The organism is Streptomyces sp. NPDC005202, assembly GCF_040608235.1.
GTDB lineage: Bacteria > Actinomycetota > Actinomycetes > Streptomycetales > Streptomycetaceae > Streptomyces.
On sequence record NZ_JBEXHW010000001.1, the window covers coordinates 186,994 to 204,340 of the forward strand.

A 17,347-nucleotide genomic window follows, 5' to 3' on the forward strand; every position below is an offset into this window, starting at 1 on the left:
GCGTCAAGGAAACGGCCCCAAGAGAAAGCCGCCCCAAGGGGTTACTCGACCCCTGGACGGTCTCCCGGTGTGGGGGCCGGTTCCTCGATCATCTGACCTGCCAGCTCTTGCGGTACTGCCCGCGTGCCGTGCCGTAGCCGCGCTTGAACGCCCTCGCGGAGGCGAACTCGGAGGCCGTAGCCCACGCGGGACGCACGTGGCGGCAGCGGTTCCGTGCTGTATGGATCTTCCAGCGTTAAGTCTCCCCGCGTAGCGGCTACGGGCAGCGCCGGAAGGCCAGGACCGCGTTGTGCCCACCGAATCCGAATGCGTTGCTCACCGCGAGGTCAACGCGTTGTTCTCGGGCGGCTTTGGATACCAGGTCCAGCTCGATGCCCGGGGCGATTGCCTCCAGGTTGGCTGTCGGCGGGACCAGCTGCCGCTGGAGCGTCAACACGGTGAGTGCTGCCTCCACTGCTCCGCCGGCGCCGAGGCAGTGGCCCAGGGCGCCTTTGGCTGATGTCACGCTAGGGGCGTGGGGGAAGACGCGGGCGAGCAGGGCGGCTTCGGCGGCGTCGTTGATCCGCGTCGAGGTGCCGTGTGCGTTGACGTGGTCCACCTCGCGTGGAGTGACGTCGGCGTCGAAGAGCGCGGCGTGCAACGCGGCCTCGGCGCCGAGATGTTCCGGGTGCGGGGCGGTGACGTGGTACGCGTCGTTCGTGGATCCGCAACCGGCCAGATCCGCGCGCGGCACCGCACCGCGTCGCCGGGCATCGTCCGCGCGCTCCAGGACCAGTACGGCCGCGGCCTCACCCAGTACGAAGCCGTCGCGGTCGGCATCGAACGGCCGGGAGGCCGTGGCCGGGTCGTCGCAGCGGCCGGAGAGCGTGCCCATGCAGTGGAACCCGGAGGTGATCAGCGGCGTGACAGCGGCGTCGGCGCCACCAGCGATCACCACGTCGCACGAGCCAGAGGCCAGCATGTCCCGGCCCAGCGCGATGGCACTGGCGCCCGAGGCACACGCCGTCGACACACTCAGACTCACCCCGCGCGCCCGCAGAGCCATGGAGACCTCGGCCGCGGGCATGTTGGAAATCATCTTCGGCACCAGTGCCGGGGAGACCGCCTCATGTCCGTCCCGTAGCAGGTTGTGGTGCCCGTCCTCGCACGACCGCTGGCCGCCGAAGCAAGTGCCGATGACCACAGCCACCCTGGCACTGTCCCAGGTCTCGGGGTCCAGCCCCGCGTCGCGCACCCCCTCGCACGCCGCGGCGACGGCGAGCTGCGAGCAGCGGTCCGTACGCCACAGGGCACGGCGCCCGAGATACGCAGTGGGCCGGAAGTCCGGAACGCGGCAGGAGAAGTCGACCGGCAGGCCTACGAGCCCCGGGTCGGGCAAGGCGGTAGGCACCCCCTCGCACACACCCTGCCAGGTGGCCTCCGCGCCGACCCCGGCCGGAGTGACCATGCCCAGACCGGTCACCGCGACCTCGGTTCGGGTCACTGCAGTGGCCCCGCCGCCCGCTGCGCGAGCTTCGCCTCCACCACGGACACCAGCTCCGAAACCGTGTTCCGCGGGGTCACCTCATGTTCGCCGACCCTGACTCCCAGCTCCCGGCCTACGGTGTAGAGCAGCTCGATCACGGCCAGCGAGTCCAGGTCCAGGGAGTTCAGAGTCGCCTCGGGTTCCAACTCTTCGGAAAGCACCTGGAACTTGCCGGTCAAGGTGGCTTCCACGATCTCCCGTACAGGGGTCATACGGTCACTCCTGTCGTATTCGGTCGGATGTCGAAAACGTAGTCACCGGTCTTCGTCACGTTGTGGAGCACGTCCCGCACGTGGTCGGTGAAGCAGGCAATGCCCGCACGGGCGGTCTCCGCATCGGGATAGCGCGCCATCAGCTGCACTCCCTCACCGGTGCGGTTGACCCAGATGTTCGCTTTGTTTCCGCGGGTCATACGGAACAAGGTCCGGGCATTCCATTCGGTCCACCGCGGCTCCCCCGGGACCACCCGCATATCGCTGAAGGAGACGAACGGGCACACCTCGGGCATCGACCGCTCCACATCCGCTGCCATGCCGAGAAGTTCCATGGCCCTCGTGAACGGCACACGGCCGAGGCGCACTGCTCTCCTCGCGGACCGGTGCGCTCTCGGCACCACATCGCGGAAGCTTGCGGCTCCGCCGAGTTCGACCTCGACCGCGCCAATTCCGATGTACCACCCCATCGCGTGCAGCCATTCCGGCCGGAAGCGGGTGTGCACCGGCATCACAGTCCGGTAGAGCGGCTCACCCGTGAGCTGGTAGGCGGAGATCGCGAAGGCCGCGAGCAGACCGGCGACGAACCCTCCGTCCGCGGCGTGGCAGACCTCCTCAACCGCCTCGGCCTCGGGTCCGTCCAGTAGCGTCATGTCCATCCTGATGTGCGGCAGGAACACGTCCTCCGTGACACCGAGATCGAGCGGAAACCCGGGGAACCGCCCACCGCCGTCCTCGACGAGCCGGGCCCATCGCAGGACGGCGGGATCGTCGGCGTCGATCTGCCCGGCGGCGTCGCGCTCGGCGACGCTGTAGTCGACATAGCTGCCGACGCGGCGGTGCGGGGCCGGCCGCCCCGCGGAAATGGCGGCGTACAGATCCTGCAGTTCCTCAACGCTGATCATCACCGAGAAGCCGTCGGTGTGCGCGTGGTCCATCCCCACGACGACAGTGGTGGAATCCGTGTGTTCCACGGTCTCCACCACATAACTGGGCCAGTTCAACGCGTCGGTCGCACCGTCGATGCGCCCTTGGAGACAAGCGGAGATCTCTTCAGTGCTGGTGAACTCGCCCAGGACCACGTCACGCACGACCACCGCGTCGTGGTCGACGGTGAAACGCTCGGCCTTCGCGTCGACCACGCGGAACCCACTGCGCAGCGTCTCATGGCGTTCGACCCACGCCCGCAGCGTCGCACGAAACGCTTCGACGTCCAGGAGTCCAGGAATCTCGAAACCGAATCCCAGCCACGGAGGAGTCCTGACGTCCCGCTCGACAAGCTTCGAGACGAACTTCAGGTGCCATTCCTGGTTATACGACAAAGGCGTGCCCCGGACCGACCGTGCCGCCTCGCGAAAGGGCTCCCCGTCCAGCGTCCACTCCCTGACCAGCCCGGGGCGTAGGCGGTACTCGGGGAGCGTCGTCATCAGCATCCGAGCACCCCGACTCGAGAACAGCGCCGGTCTCCCGGACAAGTTCCGGCAGCCCTCATCCGCAGAGCGTCATCGACTACCCGGCCGTCGCACGGCCGGAAGCTCACCCACACCCTGCTCAGCACCACACCCACCTCAACTTCCACCAGCCGACAGTCACACCACCATGCCCAACTGCGGCCGGATCCATGGCGCATAGGCCAGCCTTGTACACAGATTGATGAGCCGGTCCCGAAACGGTGACGAGGCTCACTTCCATGCCGCACTGGGCTTCGATCGTGACGTCGATCGAAGCACGTGACCGTGGGTGAACAAATGATCCAGAAATCGATGTTTGATGCCCCGCTGTTCCCGGAGCGCGGGGCCGCGTGAACGACCGGACCCGCGAGCCTTGTGACCGGAAAAGCCATACCGCATATGGCGGATCGACATGGCACTCGGCAGGATGCAGCCAGCGTCGGCGACCCCTTCCCCGCCACGCCGATCCGCCCTTCGATCCCCTCAACCCGGGTACCGCGTCGCCCGGTGACCTGAGCCCCGCCCTGAACTTCCCTCCCCTCGCGGCCCTTTGGTGCTGGGGGGCGTTTTGTTTCTCCAGAGCGCGGCCATGCGACAGGGCGCACGCCGTGGCGGATCGCTACAACTCGGGTGCATACGTGGGTTCCCCGCTCTCGTTTGTGCGCTGGTGAGCTTCCGATGCGTTCTTACGGAGGTTTTGCCGCAGAAATGACCACTGCGGAATTCAGCGCTCATACGGTCTTTCAAGTATGGCGCGTCACACCTTCCCCAGCGATCTGATCGAGACCCAGCGTGACTGGGACCGCACCTACGAAGCACTCGCCCGCCGCAACCCGGTACGCACCGCGGTGCTGCGCCGTCGGCTGCTGGCGCTGTCGCACGATCGTCCCCCAAGACACGGCTTACCCTCTCTGACCTGCTGGAACGTCATGGATGGGCGTTGATCGGCAAGGGCCGCCAAGATCCCCAAAGGACTCATAATCCGTCGGCCGTGGGTTCGAGTCCCACCCGCCCCCTAGGCGTTACGCGCGCAGAATCGATCTGACCAGCGCGTTCGCCGTTTGCACTGATCAAGCCTGTGGCCCCAGGATCCGATCCTGGGGCCACAGGCGTGCGTGTCGCCCTATTTGCACTCGACTGGGGGAACGCGGGCGGAAATCTGTGGGACGTCGGGGGCCAGTGGCTACGCCGTGCTCTCGATCACTCGCAGCTGGGCTGACGCCCCTGCCCGCGCGCTCCAACTCGCCGAGCACACGCCTCTCTTCCTCCCGTTCACGGCACAGGTGCGAGGAAGGCGATTTCCATTGCCCGCTCGAGTTCGCTGTCCGAGTGACAAGGGAAAGGCCGGCGAGGCCTCGACCGGTGCCGGTCAGGAGAAGCGGGCGATGACGGTCATGGTCGGGCGGAGATTGCGTACGGCGGGCAGCCGGTGCAGTACGGGTGCCAGCAGCCCGTAGTACGGTCCGCGGCCACGCGGCAGGGGCAGTTCCCGCACGTCGGTGATGGCCGGGTGGGTGGTGTGCACCTGGGACAGCTCGCCGGCGTCCAGCCCCCATGGCATGGGCGGCGGCTGGTACCCCTGTGCCGTGCGCATCCGGCCGCGCAGTGTGCGGGTGCTGAACCACCGCGGGACCGCGTCGAAGACGAGAGCTCCGCCGCGGAACCGCTCGGCGCAGCCGGCGATCAGCTCCCTCACCTGGGGCGGCCGCAGGTACATCAGCAGCCCCTGCGCGGTGATCAGCACACCGCGGGTGACGTCGACCTCGTCGCGCCAGGACAGGTCGAGTGCGGACTGGGCCAGGATCCGACGCCGCTCGCCGTCCCCCAGCAGGCGGCGGCGCACCTCGGCGGTCTCCGGCAACTCCACGCACAACCAGCGTGCCCGCCCGTTGTCCACCCGCCAGAACTGTGTCTCCAGCCCCTCGGCCAGTGCGACGACGGTGCCGTCCGGGTGCTCGGCGAGGAAGGCCCGCACGGCGTCGTCGAAGGTCCGCGCTCGCAGGGCCTGTCCCTGAGCGAGCAGAGGGTTGGGCGGGCCGAAGGTCTCCTCGAAGGGGTAGTCGATCCGCTCGACCAGTTCCACGGCCTTCGGATCCTCCAGCACCGGCCGCGGCTGCCGGGCCTCGTACGCACGGTGGTAGAGGTTCCACAACAGCGTCTCCGGAACGCCACTCAGCTTCACGGTCCGCTCACTTTCGGTCGCCATGCAGCCGCTCCTTGCCCTCCGAATATCCGTACCCGGTCAACTCCGACATGGGCCATCGGCTCGGATACGCCGATGCCCGCGTGACGCCTACAGCAGTGAACGTATCCGCTCGCGGACTGGAATGGCGGGCCCATGACCGCAGCGGCCCGTACGGGCAGGAGCGGCGCCGACGGAACCGACCCGGCTCGACCACCCGCCGGATCCGCGTTCGGGTCAGCCGCCGGCCCGCCGCTCCCCGCGAGGTGACGATCGACCGCCGGACGCCGTCGGGGCGGCAGCTGCCTACTGACCGCGGGAGCCGGCCGCCGGGCACAGGGGCGTCAGGGCCGGGGACAGCAGTGGGCGACCGCCGTGCGCAGGGCCGTGCGGATCTCCTCGGGGGGTGGCGGGCCGTCGGGCTGGGCACCGGCGGTGACCGCGGCGGCCACCCTGCGCAGCTTGGTGTTGGACCGCTGGGAGGCCTCCCGCAGGATGTCCCAGGCCTGCTGGGACGTACAGGCGCGGGTGGCGATCAGGATGCCGCGCGCCTGGTCTATCACCGGGCGGGAGGCGATGGCCTGGCGGAGCTGTTCGACCTCCTTTTGCAGCAGGAGGAGCTGCTCCGCCCGCTCCAGGGCCACCGCCGAGGCGACCGGGGGCTCGGCCTCGGGCTGCGGTCCGGGCCGGCGCGCCGTCGGGCGCAGGGGGTCGGTGGTGTCCAGACCGGCCAGTTCCAGGACCCGGCGCGGCTGGCCGGTCCAGCCGGTGGCCGTCACTGGGATCAGGTGACGGCGGCCGTGGTCGTCGAGGGTGTCCAGGAACTGCAGCCCCGCCGTGTCCATGAAGGTCACCCGGGCCACGTCCAGGTCGACCCGGCTGGTCCCCGGCGGCAGTTCGGCCAGCGTCTTGGCCAGGGTGTCCGCGCAGCCGTGGACCAGCGCCCCGCGTGCCATGAGTGCCGCCCGGCCGTCCGCTTCCGTACGCACGTCGATCACCAGAGTGTCGACCAGAGAGTTCAACCGACTTGCGAATGGTGGTGCCGCTGAGATCATCTCCCCGCCTTGTTCGTCCCCGGCAGTCCTCGCGCGTCCTGCCGACGTCGCGTTTCCCCGTTGCCGCCGGGCCGCGGCCGCGAAAAGCCGCGGGCGAACCGAACTCCGCGGAATCCCGGCGGTGCTGCCCGTTCGCCTGCCCGCTTCCCGGCGGACTACACGCGGTGTTCGGGTCATGCGGCATTCCTGCCGAGTCGGTGGTTGTCGGGACAGGGGAGTTGGGTGGAGGAGGGGCCGGTTCGGGCGCGTGTGGTCGAACGCGGCCGTGCCGTATGCGCGCCAAGCCGTGCCGTACGCGCGCCAAGCCGTGCCGTTCTCGCGGACCGAGCTGCGGGATTCGCGCCCCAACGGGTACCCATGACGCACCGGTCCGGGACGGCGCGGAGCATACTTGGCTCCACGTCCAGGATCAGCAGGGAGACGGTGTGGACATCCCGGACCGGCTGCGACCTCCGGCGGACGTCGCCGTGCCACCGGCACGGTGCCGAAGCTGAAGGTGTGTCCGCTGCCGCGGCAGGCCGGCCTGCGGGCGGCGGGCGAGGTCAGCCTGGCCACGCGCGTGCTCTGGGAACGCGCGCTGGAACAGGCGGTGCGCGAGGGTGAGGACGTGTACTACCTGGAGCTTTCGGCCGTGACTTTCGTCGACGTCGCCGGCGTCGGCGTGCTCGCGGACGCCGCACGGCGGCTGAGCCGGGCCGCCGTATCGTGCTGCACCGGCCGTCGTCCGGGCTGAGCCGGATAGTGGAGATGTTCTGGCCCGGCCTGTCGGGGAGCGAGGTGTCGACGTCATGACCGCCGCGGCCGAACCCTTCGTCCACCCCGCGCTGTTCTACCGGGACGAGCAGGAGTACCTCGCGGGCACCGTGCCCTTCGTGCGCGCCGGACTGGAGTCGGGCGAGCCGGTGGCGGTGGCCGTCCCCGGCGAGAACCTCCGGCTGATCGAGGCCGAACTGGGCGCGGACGCAGACGCCGTGCGGCTGCTGGACATGCGGCAGGCCGGACGCAACCCCGGCCGGATCATCCCCGGGGTGCTGCGCGCCTTCGCCGACGCCCAGGAGCCCGGTCGGCGGGTGCGGATCATCGGCGAGCCGATCTGGGCCGGCCGCACGCCGACCGAGTACCCGGCCTGCGTCCAGCACGAGGCGCTGATCAACGCGGCGTTCCAGGGCCGCGAGGTGACCGTCCTGTGCCCGTACGACGCCCGGCGCCTCGACGAGCGGATCCTCGCCGACGCCTACGCCACCCACCCCGTCGTCATCCCCGCCGGCGCCACCGGGGAGCGGGACAGCGTCGCCTACGCCCCCGAGCACATCGTCGCCCGCTACAACGAGCCGCTGCCGGTCGTGCCGGACGCCCTGCCCTTCGGCTTCGCGACGGAGACGCTGTCGCAGGCCCGGCGCGTCGCCACCGCCGAGGGCGCGCGGCTCGGGCTCGCGGACACCCGGCTGGAGGACCTGGCCCTGGTCACGGCCGAGCTGACCACCAACGCCGTGGTGCACGGCGGCGGTTCGGGCGTGCTGCGGGTGTGGGCCGAGGACGGCTACGTGCTGTGCGAGGTGCGGGACAAGGGCCGCCTGGACGACCCGCTGGCCGGACGCCGGCCCGCCGCCCGCGACCAGCGTGGCGGCCGCGATCTGCTGCTGGTCAACCTCGTCGCCGACCTCGTCCGCGTCCACACCGGCGAGGCGGGCACCACCGTCCGCTGCTGGTTCGCCTGCTGATCGGCCCTCGTCGGGCCGCGGCGTCGAGGGCGACCGCCGTCGCCGTCACGGAGGGTTCAGGCTCCCAGCGGGTCCAGTGCCAGCGGCTCGATCCTGCCCTCCAGCATGGCGCCCAGGCCCTGGACGGCGCACACGTCGGGACGTTCGGCGATGTGCACCGGCACGCCGGTGGCCTGCCGCAGCATCTGGTCGAGGCCGGGGAGCAGGGCGGAGCCGCCGACCATCATGATCCCGCGGTCGGCGAGGTCGGCCACCAGGTCGGGTGGGCACTCCCGCAGCACTTTGCCGATGCCGTCGAGCACGGCGGTCAGCGGCGTCTGGATGGCGTCCCGTACGGCGGCGGTGTCGACCCGGACGGAGCGGGCCAGGCCCGTGGCCACGTCCCGCCCGTGGATCTCCGTGGACGCCGGGCCGTGCGGGGTGAGCCCGTTGCCCGACAGGGCGAGCTGCAGCGGCCGTACGGACTGGCTGGGCAGCATCAGCGCGTGCTCGTGGCGCAGGTGCTGCACGATCGCGCGGTCGACGGCCTCGCCGCCGACCGGGATGCGCTCGGCGGTGACGATCGAGCCGAGGGAGAGAACGGCCACCTGGGTGGCCGCGGCCCCGCACACCATGATCATGGTGGCCTCGGCCCGCTCGACGGGCAGTCCGCAGCCGACGGCGGCGGCGATCAGGGTGTCGACCAGCTCCACGCGACGGGCACCGAGCCCGACGAGCGTCTCGATCGTGGCCCGCTGGGCGAGCGGATCGGCGTCGTGCGGGGTGCAGGCGGCGGCGCGCAGCCGGGTCTTGCGGCGCAGGCTGCGGCGCATCTTGTCGCCGAGCAGATGCCGCAGCATGCGCTGCGCCATCTCGATGTCGACGACGGTGCCACCGGAGACTGGCCGGACGACGCGGATGTAGTCGGGGGTGCGGCCCGTCATCCTCTCCGCGAACTCGCCGACCGCGATCAGGGCGCCGGTGCGGGTGTTCACGGCGGCGACCGACGGCTGGTCGACGACAAGCCCCGTGCCCTTCACGTACACACGGGTCCGTGCGGCTCCCAGATCGACGGCGAAATGGCAGCGGCGCAACTGCTCCAGACTGGCGGTCATGGCAGATCCTCCCGAGAGCGCGGACCGTGACGGGGCCGTCGCCGGTTGGCGGCCTCCTTCGCATAGTGCGGGGGCCGGGGAAGAGGCGCCTGTTCTGGTGGGCCGGGTGGGGTGCGGCTGGATGGGTGAATTTATGGTTATGTGCTGAATAGAGATGGTTATATGTCACATAAAGGCCAGAATAGGGGGCCCGGCGCCTGCTCATTCGCCCCCTCGAACTCGGTGCGGGCCTCGGCAAGCGACGAGCGGGGCGGCGGGGTGCGGCAGGAGGCCGTCCGGGCGGTGGGGGTCAAGCGGCCGTGCCATCCCGGACGGTGGTGACGCCCCGGATGACGCCCAGTTCGACCAGGTCCTGGGGGCGGATGCGGAGCTGGTCCGCGGTGGCCGGCGCCTGGTCCGGCGGGCGTTTGAGGATTGCGGCCGCGAGCTCCGGGGCGATCACCGAGAAGTAACTGTCCGGTGTGGCCCAGGTGTTGCCGGGGGCGGCCAGCGCGAGCGCACCGCCCGAGCCGCCCTCGCCGATCACCAGCGTGGTGATCGGCGTACGGGCGGCCGCCACCGCGGCGAACAGGTCGGCGATCGCGGCACCCACGCCCCTCCGTTCTGCCTCGGCATCGTTGGCCGCGCCCGGGGTGTCCACCAGGGTCAGCACCGGAATGCCGAGCCGGTCCGCGAGACGGATCAGTCGGGTGGCGGTGCGGTAACCGGCGGGGCGGGTCGCGGTTCCCGTCTGGGCGGCGTATGCGACGGTGCGGCCGTCGTGCTCGCCGAACCCGCAGAGCATGCCGTCGTCCGCACCGCCGCAGCGGTCGCCGCGGAGGGCCGCCCGCCGGGTGAAGTAGGTGTCCAGGTACTGCTCGGCCCGCGGGCGCTCGGGCGAGCGTGCACGTCGCACGGCGTCCCAGCCGGTGGCGGGGAGGTCGGGGGTGCCTGCGGACTGCCGAGGCGGGGGCTCGGGCGTCGGGGGTTGGGGTGCGGCGGGTGATGGCGGGGGCTCGGGCGTCGGGGGTTGGGGTGCGGCGGGTGATGGCGGGGGCTCGGGGGTCGGCCCGGCCGGTGCGGGGCCGGGGCCGGGCGGCGAGGCGTCCCGCGCCGGCGCGTCGGTCGGGCGCGGAGCGCCGGGAGGTGGGGCGTCGGTCGCGCGCAGCGCGTGCGGCGGGGGAGCCGCAGCCGTCGACGGGCGGGTCAGCAGCCGCAGCCACAGTCCCAGCGTCTCCCGCAGGTCCTCCGGGCGTACGACCGCGTCCGCCGAGCCCGCCGCCACCTGCGCCTCCGCCGTGTACGCCGCCGGGTCGGCGTCCGGCGGGCGGACCCGGGAGCCGGCGAAGCCGACCTGGGCGCCGGGCAGGGCGAGGATCACGTCGGCGCCCGCGCCGAGGGTGGCCCAGCCGCCGCCGGTCGTCGGGTCCCGCAGCACCGCGATCTGCGGCAGGCCGGCCTCCCGGGTGAGCGCGGACTGCCGGGCCACGCGCTGGAGTTGGGTGAGGGCGAGCATGCCCTCCTGCATCCGGCTGCCCCCGGTGGCGATCAGCGGCACGACCGGCAGGCGGTGCTCACGGGCGTGGGTGTACGCCGCCTCCAGCCGGTCGCCGGTGCGTTCGCCGAGCGAGCCGCCGAGGAAACCGAACTCGAAGGCGATCAGCACGGTCGGCGTGCCCTCGACGCGCGCGGTGCCGCAGACCACGGACTCGTCCTCGCCGGTGCGCTCTGCGGCGCGGGCGCGCGAGGCGTCGTAGCCCTGCCAGCCGAGTGGGCCGTCGGACCTGGACTCGCGTGAGGGGTACGGGAGTTCGGTGAAGTTGTCGGTGACGAGGGCGATGGCCTGCCGTGCGGAGAGCCGCTCAGTCATGCGTCAGCGCCCGCTTCATGATCTTCCCCATGTCGTTGCGGGGCAGGGAGTCCAGGAGGCGGACGACGCGCGGCCGCTTGTGCGGGGCGAGCCGACGGGCCACGTGATCCGCCAACTCCTCGGCTTCTGGGGGAGATTGGGGATCCGCCGGGACGATCCAGGCGACGATCCGCTCGCCCAGGTCGGCGTCCGGCTCCCCGGTGACGGCGGCCTCGCGCACCCCCGGGTGTTCGAGGAGCGCGTTCTCGATCTCCCCGGCGCCGATCTTGTAACCCCCGCTCTTGATCAGGTCGGTGGCCTTCCGACCGACGATGCGGACGTAGCCGTCGGGGTCCCGCACCGCCATGTCCCCGGTGCGGAACCAGCCGTCGGCGGTGAAGGCGGCGGACGTCGCGTCGGGCCGGTTGAGGTATTCGGTGAACAGGTTCGGCCCGCGCACCTGGATCTCGCCCACGGTCTCGCCGTCGTACGCCGCGATCGGTGTGCCGTCCTCCTCCACGAGCCGCAGCTCGACCCCGGGCAGCGGCACGCCGACGGTGCCCGCGCGCGGCTCCCCGTCGGCCCGCACGCTGGTGTTCATCAGCGTCTCCGTCATGCCGTACCGCTCGATCACCCGCCGTCCGGTCGCGGCCGCGATCCGCTCGTGGTCGTGCACGGGCAGCGCGGCGGAACCGGAGACCAGCAGCCGCGCCCCGCCGAGCGCCTTGGCCAGCTCCGGGTTGGCGGGCAGCGCCTCCGCGATCCGGTGGTACATGGTCGGCACGCCGAAGAGCATGGTCGCGCCGCTGTTCAGCTCCCGCGCCACGCCCTCCGTGGTAAACCGCCCGAGGTGCCGCACGGCCCCGCCGCGCCGCAGCGGCCCGAGCATGCCCAGCACCAGCCCGTGCACATGGAACAGCGGCAGCCCGTGCACCAGCACGTCCTCACCGGTCCACTGCCAGGCGTCGGCGAGCGCATCCAGGGTGGCGGCGACCGCCCGGCGGGGGATGACGGCGCCCTTGGGCGGGCCCGTGGTGCCGGAGGTGTAGACGACGAGGGCCGGGTCGCCTTCGTCCGCCTGCTCCTGCGGGACCGGCCCGCTGCCGTGGACGTCGACATCGACGCGCCGCAAGTCGCGCAGCGCGGACGGAAGTTCGTCGCCGGGACCCGCCAGGACCACCGACGGCGCGCTGTCGGACACGATGTGCCCGAGCTCCTTCTCCCCGGACTTCGGGTTGAGCGGCACGGCGGCCACCCCGGCGAGCAGCACACCCACCACCCCGACGGCCGTCTCCAGCGACGGCGTGGCCCACACCGCGACACGGGCCGCCCCGCGGATCCGTTCGCCGACGCCTCCGGCCGCCGCCGCGAGTTCCCCGTACGTCAGGGACCGGTCACCGAACCGCAGGGCGACTTGCTCACCCGGATCGCCCGTCAGGGCCGGAAAGAGGGAGGACACGGGCGCACTCCTTGGGGCTGTTCGTGGCTGGAGGACAACACCACCGTTCCTACCCCACGGCCGGGAACATCCGACGCTGCCGGAGGTTGATGCCGGTCACTTCCACGCTCAGCCCGTCGCCCTCCCCGGGCTCCCCACGTGCAGGTATCGGCTGCGGAAGCGGTTGTTAGCCTGCGAGGCGATCAGCCATGAACCGCTGTACGAGGATGGAGCCCGCCGTGCCCCGCATCGCACTCGTCACCTGCCGCCCCGCTCCCGACATCAGTGTCGACCGCGACCTCCCGGTGCTGGTGCGGGCGCTGGAGGAGGCCGGGGCGGAGGCGGCCGCCGTCTTCTGGGACGACCCGGACGTCGACTGGGGCGGCTTCGACCTCGCCGTGATCCGGTCGACCTGGGACTACAGCTGGCGGGCGGCCGAGTTCGTGGCGTGGGCCGAGCGGTGCGGCAAGGCCACGCGGCTGGCCAATCCCGTCGAGGTCGTGCGGTGGAACACCGACAAGCGGTACCTCGGGGAGCTGGCGGCGGCCGGCGTGCCCGTCGTGCCGACCCGCTACATCGGTCCGGGCGATCCGGCCGGCCTCCCGGACGACCACGAGTACGTGATCAAGCCCACTTCCGGCGCCGGCGCCCGGTTCGCCGCCCGCTACACGCCCGACGAGCACGACACCGCCGTACGGCAGCTCGCGCGGATGCACGCGGAGGGGTTCACGGCCATGGTCCAGCCGTACATGCGGCGCATCGACGCCGGCGGGGAGCGGGCGCTGCAGTTCTTCGGCGGCCGTCTGCTGCACGCCGGCCGCAAGGGCGCCGTCCTCGCCCCCGGCACGCCCTACGACGAGCGCAAGGTGGCCCATCCCGGCCTGGAGCCCTGGACCCCGACCCCGGCCGAACTCTCGGTCACCGAGCGCGCGCTGGCGGCCGTACCCGACGCGCCCGAGCTGCTGTACGCCCGCGTCGACCTCGTGGACGGGGAGGACGGCGAACCCCGGGTGATGGAGCTGGAACTGGTCGAGCCGAACCTCTTCCTGTGGCTGCACCCGGGCTCGGTACCGCGGGTGGTGGAGGCGATCCTGAACGCGGCCGGAGAGCCCGGATGACCGCGGCCGCCTCCTGACCGGCCGCAGACCGGGACCAGTCGGTGGGACCAGCCGGCGGGACCAGTCGGTGGGACCAGCCGGCGGGACCAGCTCTGCCTGGTGTGCGGGCGGCCGGATGCGGCGTGGACCTACCGCCTGACACCCGGACCGTCGGCCCCGGTGTCCTTCGCCCTGCCCCGGTGTCCTTCGCCCTGCCCCGGTGTCCTTCGCCCGGCCCCGGCGCTGCTACCTGTGCGAGCCGGGCGGAGGCGGGTCAGCCCACCGTCGTCCGCTGCAGCAGGCCCCACGCGAACTCCGCGACGACCTCCCGGCGTACCCCCCGCGCGTCCGGGGCCGTGAAGGCGAGGCGCCAGCGGTTGGGGGCGGTGCCCTCCAGGGGGCGCGCGGGGGCGAAGGCGCGGGCGGCCTCGTCGACCGTGCAGGACCAGGGGGTGAGGTCCTCCAGCGTCTTCAGGGAAGGGCCGGGGCTGCCCGGGGCGCGGACCAGCCACTCGTTCCACACCGCGCCGTTCGGGCCGACCAGGACCTCGAAGCGCAGGTCGGGCCAGAGCGGGAGGGGCCACTGCCAGGCCTCGCACTCCAGGTCGCCGATCGTGCGGTGCGCGGTCGACTCGGGGCGGCCCAGGACCGAGCGGTACCGGGAGGCGGCGGACCTCGTCCCCGGCGAGCGGACCATCGCCTGCCACCGCTTGTTGGCCTCCCGCATGTCGGCGATGGAGGCGCCCAGCGCGTGGCGGGCTTCCTCCACGAGGTCCTGATGGTGGTCGGCCATGCGGCGCAGCAGGACCAGCTGGAAGTCGAGGGTGCCGAAGGGGCTGCCGGGGCTATCGGGTCGCTTCGCGGTGGGCATGGGTCCCATCGTCGCCCACGGCGCGGGCGCCCGGGCGGCGGCCGTCCGGGAGGAACAGCACCGAGTTGACGTACCGCGGGCCGCGGAAGGGCAGGACGCGGCGCAGCAGGCCGTGGGAGACGACGTACGACGTCTGAGCCTGGTGGGCCTCCAGGAGGAAGGCGGACAGCGGGATCCAGGTGGTGCCCGGCAGCACCCAGCCCGCGTAGCCCAGCATGTCCAGGTACCGCACCACCGGTGTCCAGGTACCGCACCACCGGGCGGATCGGCCGGCCGCTGCCCGGGAAGGTCGCGGTCGGTGTGCTGCTCCGCCCGGCGCGGGAGGCGGTGGCACCCGCGGTGGGACAGGGGGTGCTGCTCGACATGGAGTACGAGCAGCCGCGGATGGTCGTGCCCGAGCCGGACGCCGCCGGACGCCCCGAGCTGCTGCACCGGGCGCTGACGGGGTGGGCGGGGGCGATCGGGCCGCCGGTACCGCTGCCGACGCGGCGAAGTCGCTGCGCTGGGCCGAGGCGGCGGTGGGGCTGATGGAGCGGGGGCTCCCGCCGGCCGGGGAGGTGCTGTACTGCACCGAGCACACGCAGGCGCTGGTGCTGTTGCAGCCCGAGGAGCTGATCGTCGACCTGGCGCTGCGCTGCCTGGCCCCGCTGGCCCACTGCGTGCCCACCCATGGGCGGCGGCTCGCGGAAACGTTACTGGCCTGGCTGGAGACGCGGGGCGGGGCGCCGGAGGTGGCGGCTCGGCTGGGTGTCCACCCGCAGACCGTGCGCTACCGTCTCCGGCAGATACGGGAGCTGTGGGGGGACGGGATCGACGACCCCGACCGCCGTTTCGAACTCGAACTGGTCCTGCGGGCGCAGCGCCTGCGCGGAGAGCTGGGGGACCCGAGGGTGCGCCGGTAGCCGGGCACTCACACCCATTGCCCGCGCAACCCACTATGACTAGCCTGTGTTCGTCATGCCGACCGCCTGTTGAAATTTCGAACATGCCTGGATCAAGGGAGGGGGCCGGTCGTGGGACGCCTCGTACCTGCCGTGACCCGAGCTCTCGACATTCTTGAGCTCTTCCTCGACGGGGACGGGACGCTCTCCGCCCCCGACATCGTGCGCAAGCTCCAGCTCCCGCGCACCACCGTGCACGAGCTGGTCACCACGCTCGCCGCCCGCAAGTACATCGTCCCCGTAACCGGCCAGCCCGGACGCTACCGGCTCGGCGTACGCCCCTACCAGCTCGGCAGCCGCTACGCCGAGCAGCTCGACCTCGCCGCCGAGGGCCAGCAGGTGGCCCGGTCCGTCGCCGAGACCTGCGACGAGACCGTGCACGTGGCGATCCTCGAGGACACCGACGTCATCTACATCGCCAAGGTCGACTCCACGCACGCGGTGCGCATGGTGTCGGCGGCGGGCCGCCGCCTGCCCGCGCACTGCACCTCGGTCGGCAAGATGCTGCTCGCCTCCCTCCCGGAGCAGGAGCTCGCCGCGCGCATCCCGGACGGCGCCGAACTGGTCGCGATGACCCCCAACAGCATCACCGACCCGGCCGCCCTGCGCGAGGCCCTGGCCGAGATACGGCAGCGGGGCATCGCCGTGGAGAGCCGCGAGTCCAACCCGGACGTGAGCTGCGTGGCCGCCCCGGTGCGCGACCGCACCGGCCAGGTGGTTGCGGCGCTGTCCATCTCCGTGCCCATGATCCGCTGGAGCGACGAGCGCATGGCCGAGCTGGAGCAGCTCGCCGCCAAGGGCGCCGCCGAGCTGTCGGAGCGCCTCGGCCACCGGAGCGTGGCATGACGTACGAGGTGGCGGTACGCGCGGAGGCGGAGCTCGGCGAGGGCCCGACGTGGGATCCGGAGGCCGGGCGGCTGATCTGGGTCGACGTCCTGGCTTCCCGGGTGCACACGTACGACCCCGCGTCGGGCCGGCGCACGGTCCGGACGACCGAGCAGCACGTGGGCGCGGCCAAGCCGCGCGTCGGCGGCGGCCTGGTCCTCAACCTGAGGGACGGCGTGGGCCTGGTGGACCCGGACGGGTCCTTCCGCCGGCTGCACCACGACCCGGTTCCCGGCCGCCGCGGCAACGACGCCGCCGTCGCGCCCGACGGCTCGCTGTGGGCCGGCACCATGCGCTACGACGAGGCACCGGGCGGGGGCACGCTGTCCCGCGTCACCGGTGACGGCTCGGTCGAGGTCGTGCTCGACGACGTGGCGGTGAGCAACGGCACCGGCTGGAGCCCCGACGGACGGCTGATGTACTACATCGACTCGCCGACCCGGCGGATCGACGTCTTCGACTACGACGGTGAACGGGTCACGGGCAGGCGGCCGTTGGCGTCGGTCGAGAAGGGGGCCGGTTTCCCGGACGGCCTCACGGTCGACGCCGACGGCTGCGTGTGGGTGGCCCTGTGGGACGGCGGGGCCGTCCGCCGCTACACGCCCACCGGCGAGCTGGACCGGGTGATCGAGCTGCCCGTGCCCCGCCCGACGGCCTGCGCGTTCGGCGGAGCCGACCTGACCGACCTGTACATCACGACGGCCCGCACGGGACTGTCCGCCCCGCATCCCCTGGCGGGCTCGGTACTGGTGGTGCCGGGGGCGGGGAAGGGGCTGCCGCAGCCGGCCTTCGCGGGCTGACGCCGACCGGCGGACCGATCTGCCAACGGGCCGATTTCGGCGGTCCGTCCGCCCGTCGAGCCGGTCCGCTCGTCAATCCGGTCCGCCGTCAATCCGGTCCGCCGTCAAGCCGGTCCGCCCGTCCGGTGGTCCGTCTGCTCGTCGAGCGGGTCCGCTCGTCAAGCCGGTCCGCCCGTCCGGTGGTCCGTCTGCTCGTCGAGCGGGTCCGCTCGTCAAGCCGGTTCGCCGTCAAGCCGGTCCGCCCGTC

15 protein-coding genes and 2 pseudogenes are annotated in these 17,347 nt (G+C 72.2%); 7 read left to right on the forward strand and 10 right to left on the reverse strand.

What is annotated here, in order from left to right; genetic code table 11:
- Window positions 1-256 precede the first annotated feature (256 nt).
- From ABZV31_RS00825 to ABZV31_RS00835, 3 genes are read right to left on the reverse strand one after another with little or no spacing between them, the layout of a single operon-like run.
- Complete coding sequence (locus tag ABZV31_RS00825; protein ID WP_355886272.1) at window positions 257-1,483, reverse strand: beta-ketoacyl-[acyl-carrier-protein] synthase family protein; 1,227 nt, start codon at window positions 1,481-1,483, stop codon at window positions 257-259.
- A complete protein-coding gene (locus tag ABZV31_RS00830; protein ID WP_355886275.1) occupies window positions 1,480-1,737 on the reverse strand; it encodes an acyl carrier protein in 258 nt (85 codons plus the stop codon). The genes ABZV31_RS00825 and ABZV31_RS00830 overlap by 4 nt, the downstream gene beginning before the upstream one ends.
- On the reverse strand, window positions 1,734-3,170 hold the full coding sequence (locus tag ABZV31_RS00835; protein ID WP_355886277.1) for a condensation domain-containing protein: 1,437 nt from the start codon (window positions 3,168-3,170) through the stop codon (window positions 1,734-1,736). The genes ABZV31_RS00830 and ABZV31_RS00835 overlap by 4 nt, the downstream gene beginning before the upstream one ends.
- A 767-nt stretch (window positions 3,171-3,937) precedes the next feature.
- On the opposite strand from ABZV31_RS00835, the gene ABZV31_RS00840 reads away from it, so the two are divergent.
- Window positions 3,938-4,132 (forward strand): hypothetical protein, encoded by a 195-nt coding sequence (locus ABZV31_RS00840; RefSeq protein WP_355886280.1) that lies wholly within the window; start codon window positions 3,938-3,940, stop codon window positions 4,130-4,132.
- Between the two features lie 425 nt (window positions 4,133-4,557).
- Here ABZV31_RS00840 and ABZV31_RS00845 read toward each other — a convergent pair whose 3' ends face one another.
- Together ABZV31_RS00845 and ABZV31_RS00850 are read right to left on the reverse strand one after the other, a co-directional pair.
- Window positions 4,558-5,394: a class I SAM-dependent methyltransferase gene (locus tag ABZV31_RS00845; RefSeq protein WP_355886282.1), complete on the reverse strand. Its 837-nt coding sequence runs from the start codon at window positions 5,392-5,394 to the stop codon at window positions 4,558-4,560.
- Window positions 5,395-5,714: 320 nt separating this feature from the next.
- Window positions 5,715-6,425: an ANTAR domain-containing protein gene (locus ABZV31_RS00850; protein WP_355886283.1), complete on the reverse strand. Its 711-nt coding sequence runs from the start codon at window positions 6,423-6,425 to the stop codon at window positions 5,715-5,717.
- 481 nt (window positions 6,426-6,906) lie between these two features.
- On the opposite strand from ABZV31_RS00850, the gene ABZV31_RS00855 reads away from it, so the two are divergent.
- Both ABZV31_RS00855 and ABZV31_RS00860 read left to right on the forward strand, forming a co-directional pair.
- Entirely contained in the window at window positions 6,907-7,158 is a 252-nt protein-coding gene (locus ABZV31_RS00855; RefSeq protein ID WP_355886285.1) for an STAS domain-containing protein, read from the forward strand.
- A 55-nt stretch (window positions 7,159-7,213) separates the two neighbouring features.
- Window positions 7,214-8,146, forward strand: a complete 933-nt coding sequence (locus tag ABZV31_RS00860; protein ID WP_355886288.1) for an anti-sigma factor RsbA family regulatory protein — start codon at window positions 7,214-7,216, stop codon at window positions 8,144-8,146.
- A 56-nt stretch (window positions 8,147-8,202) separates the two neighbouring features.
- On the opposite strand, the gene ABZV31_RS00865 is transcribed toward ABZV31_RS00860, so the two are convergent.
- The 3 genes from ABZV31_RS00865 to ABZV31_RS00875 form a co-directional block, all read right to left on the reverse strand.
- A complete protein-coding gene (locus ABZV31_RS00865) occupies window positions 8,203-9,240 on the reverse strand; it encodes a rod shape-determining protein (RefSeq protein ID WP_355886291.1) in 1,038 nt (345 codons plus the stop codon).
- 289 nt (window positions 9,241-9,529) lie between these two features.
- Window positions 9,530-11,089, reverse strand: coding sequence for a carboxyl transferase domain-containing protein (locus ABZV31_RS00870; protein ID WP_355886293.1), 1,560 nt, complete (start codon window positions 11,087-11,089; stop codon window positions 9,530-9,532).
- A complete protein-coding gene (locus ABZV31_RS00875) occupies window positions 11,082-12,527 on the reverse strand; it encodes an acyl-CoA synthetase (RefSeq protein ID WP_355886295.1) in 1,446 nt (481 codons plus the stop codon). Before ABZV31_RS00875 ends, ABZV31_RS00870 begins: the two co-directional genes overlap by 8 nt.
- Before the next feature lie 218 nt (window positions 12,528-12,745).
- On the opposite strand from ABZV31_RS00875, the gene ABZV31_RS00880 reads away from it, so the two are divergent.
- Window positions 12,746-13,624, forward strand: coding sequence for a hypothetical protein (locus ABZV31_RS00880; RefSeq protein WP_355886298.1), 879 nt, complete (start codon window positions 12,746-12,748; stop codon window positions 13,622-13,624).
- 253 nt (window positions 13,625-13,877) lie between these two features.
- On the opposite strand, the gene ABZV31_RS00885 is transcribed toward ABZV31_RS00880, so the two are convergent.
- Window positions 13,878-14,483: a hypothetical protein gene (locus tag ABZV31_RS00885; RefSeq protein WP_355886301.1), complete on the reverse strand. Its 606-nt coding sequence runs from the start codon at window positions 14,481-14,483 to the stop codon at window positions 13,878-13,880.
- A pseudogene (locus tag ABZV31_RS00890) lies at window positions 14,449-14,712 on the reverse strand (FkbM family methyltransferase); the annotation flags it as partial. The pseudogene ABZV31_RS00890 and the gene ABZV31_RS00885, both read right to left, overlap by 35 nt.
- A gap of 23 nt (window positions 14,713-14,735) precedes the next feature.
- Between ABZV31_RS00890 and ABZV31_RS00895 the strand changes: the two are divergent.
- The 3 genes and pseudogenes from ABZV31_RS00895 to ABZV31_RS00905 all read left to right on the forward strand — a co-directional run.
- Window positions 14,736-15,376, forward strand: a pseudogene (locus ABZV31_RS00895) (helix-turn-helix domain-containing protein); the annotation flags it as partial.
- Between the two features lie 111 nt (window positions 15,377-15,487).
- Entirely contained in the window at window positions 15,488-16,261 is a 774-nt protein-coding gene (locus tag ABZV31_RS00900) for an IclR family transcriptional regulator (RefSeq protein ID WP_355886304.1), read from the forward strand.
- Entirely contained in the window at window positions 16,258-17,100 is an 843-nt protein-coding gene (locus tag ABZV31_RS00905; RefSeq protein WP_355886307.1) for an SMP-30/gluconolactonase/LRE family protein, read from the forward strand. Before ABZV31_RS00900 ends, ABZV31_RS00905 begins: the two co-directional genes overlap by 4 nt.
- The last annotated feature ends 247 nt before the right edge of the window (window positions 17,101-17,347 follow it).

Excerpts from the sequence above, each read along its gene's own strand:
- ABZV31_RS00835 (WP_355886277.1), bottom strand. The coding sequence starts at position 3,170 with ATGCTGATGACGACGCTCCCCGAGTACCGCCTACGCCCCGGGCTGGTC.
- ABZV31_RS00850 (WP_355886283.1), bottom strand. The coding sequence starts at position 6,425 with ATGATCTCAGCGGCACCACCATTCGCAAGTCGGTTGAACTCTCTGGTC.
- ABZV31_RS00845 (WP_355886282.1), bottom strand. The coding sequence starts at position 5,394 with ATGGCGACCGAAAGTGAGCGGACCGTGAAGCTGAGTGGCGTTCCGGAG.
- ABZV31_RS00860 (WP_355886288.1), top strand. The coding sequence starts at position 7,214 with ATGACCGCCGCGGCCGAACCCTTCGTCCACCCCGCGCTGTTCTACCGG.
- ABZV31_RS00870 (WP_355886293.1), bottom strand. The coding sequence starts at position 11,089 with ATGACTGAGCGGCTCTCCGCACGGCAGGCCATCGCCCTCGTCACCGAC.
- ABZV31_RS00885 (WP_355886301.1), bottom strand. The coding sequence starts at position 14,483 with ATGGGACCCATGCCCACCGCGAAGCGACCCGATAGCCCCGGCAGCCCC.
- ABZV31_RS00840 (WP_355886280.1), top strand. The coding sequence starts at position 3,938 with ATGGCGCGTCACACCTTCCCCAGCGATCTGATCGAGACCCAGCGTGAC.
- ABZV31_RS00830 (WP_355886275.1), bottom strand. The coding sequence starts at position 1,737 with ATGACCCCTGTACGGGAGATCGTGGAAGCCACCTTGACCGGCAAGTTC.
- ABZV31_RS00865 (WP_355886291.1), bottom strand. The coding sequence starts at position 9,240 with ATGACCGCCAGTCTGGAGCAGTTGCGCCGCTGCCATTTCGCCGTCGAT.
- ABZV31_RS00905 (WP_355886307.1), top strand. The coding sequence starts at position 16,258 with ATGACGTACGAGGTGGCGGTACGCGCGGAGGCGGAGCTCGGCGAGGGC.